This is a genomic window from Clostridium grantii DSM 8605, from assembly GCF_900129965.1.
Classification (GTDB): Bacteria; Bacillota; Clostridia; order Clostridiales; family Clostridiaceae; genus Clostridium_AF; species Clostridium_AF grantii.
The window spans coordinates 1-1,967 of record NZ_FQXM01000071.1; the positions used below are offsets into that span (position 1 = coordinate 1).

A 1,967-nucleotide genomic window follows, 5' to 3' on the forward strand; every position below is an offset into this window, starting at 1 on the left:
ATCATAAGTATTTTTGACACTAGTTACACTACACCAAATGGTAATATAGTTTTAGAAAACAATGAACTTATTCAAGAAAATTATCCTTATATATTGGATGGAGTGGGTATTGAGGATGGAATAGTAAACTTTACAGATAGGAATAATTCAGTTACTGGTGTAGAAATTTTAAATCCTAAATACACAAACAATCTTTATTTTAACATTAATCAAAATTAATATATAAGGTAATAAGAAAGAAAGTTAAAATATGGCTAAAGTGAGTATTGTTATTCCAATTTATAATGCTGAAAAAACACTTGATAAATGTATAAAATCTATTATTAATCAAAGTTTTAGAGACTTAGAATTAATTCTTATAAATGATGGATCTAATGATAATAGCCTTAAAATTTGTGAGAAATATTCTAATAAAGATGTAAGAATTGTAGTAATAAATAAAAAAAATGAAGGTTGCATTGCAGCAAGAATGGAAGGTGTTCAGGCATCTACAGCTGAATACGTTATGTTTGTAGATGCTGATGATTGGGTAAATAGAGAAATTGTTGAAATTCTATATAAAGAATCAATTGAAAATTGTACAGATATTACAGTATGCAATATGTATAAAGTTTTAGGCAATAGAGCTTTAATTAAGAGAAAAAATAAAAGTATGTATTTTAGCAAAGATAAAATTTATAGAGGAGAAGAAATAAAAACAATATTAGCAGCCGCATATCTTCATGGGCATCCTTTTCCAGCATCACTATTTGGTAAATTATACAAGAGAGAACTATTAATAAAAAACGGAAAGTATTTACCCAGAATTAAATTTTTGGGGGAGGATCTTTTTTATAATTTGGAAATATTTTTAAAGGTAGATAAAGTCAAAATTATAGATAAACCTTTATACTATTACCGTGTAGGTGGATTCACCAGTAAATACATGCCTTATATATTTGATGATGCGACAAATGGATATGAAATACAGAAAGAGGTTATAGAAGAACATTACTTAGATACTATGAATAAACGATTAAATGGTATAAGCATAATGTTATTAAATACATTTAAAACATGTCTTTTTAACTGTTTTAAATGTGATTTCAATAAAAATAGTATAAAAGAAATGATAGGGACTTATGTAAAAGATAAAAGCATCATTGAAGCATCATATAATGAAGGAGCTATTAATTACTTTGAAAAAGAATATTTAAATGCTATAAGAAAAGAAAATTTAGATTATTTGTATGAATTAGGAGAAAAAATATACAGAAGAAATAAACCTAGAAAAATATTACTAAACATATTATCAAAAATAGCAATATAAATTAATTGCTTAATAATATCAAAACTTCCTCCATCAGAATATAATGAAATAACATTTATAATGTATAACTAAGTTTAATAATATGATTGGAGGTTTGATTTTGAAAATTTCTGATGTAATAAATGATTTCGATAAATTGAAAGAAGGAAGAATAGTTATCGCATCTGATGGATTTATAGTTCTTTTTACAGAAAATGAGTATATAGTTGATATTGAAAGATTTGGAATAAAAAATGATGGAACATCTCCTATAGAAACATCTAAAGGGATTAATGATGCTTTACAATATGCAAGGGGAAAAGGATATGAAAAAATAATATTTCCTAAGGGAAATTATCTAATAAGCGAATTAGAGCCTATAGTTATAGATTTAAAAAATGTTGTTATAGATTTAAATGAATCTATTTTTCAAATAAATACAAATGGATTAGATGGTTATTCAATTGTAAAAATAATAGATGGAGCCGAAAATGTTAGGTTAACAAATGGAATAGTTAGGGGAGATAAAGACACACATGATTATGAAACAATTAAATCACCTCATGAATGGGGAAATGGAGTTATTTTTAAAGGTGGTAAAGACTTAGAAATGGATAATATAACAGTGACTAATGTTACTGGATATGGAATATATACAGAAAGTGGAACCAATAGTAAC

3 protein-coding genes are annotated in these 1,967 nt (G+C 25.5%); all 3 read left to right on the top strand.

Translation table 11 applies throughout. The features are described from left to right. Positions 1-219, top strand: a 219-nt coding sequence (locus tag BUB83_RS22130; protein WP_159434135.1) for a hypothetical protein, incomplete at its 5' end; no start/stop codon positions are given. 31 nt (positions 220-250) lie between these two features. Next, positions 251-1,309: a glycosyltransferase family 2 protein gene (locus BUB83_RS21005; protein ID WP_073341032.1), complete on the top strand. Its 1,059-nt coding sequence runs from the start codon at positions 251-253 to the stop codon at positions 1,307-1,309. Between the two features lie 100 nt (positions 1,310-1,409). Next, the coding region (locus BUB83_RS21010; RefSeq protein ID WP_200801515.1) for a hypothetical protein at positions 1,410-1,967 on the top strand (558 nt) is incomplete at its 3' end.

What these genes read in the sequence shown, in the direction of transcription:
- BUB83_RS21005 (WP_073341032.1), top strand. Translation starts at nt 251, where the DNA reads ATGGCTAAAGTGAGTATTGTTATTCCAATTTATAATGCTGAAAAAACA.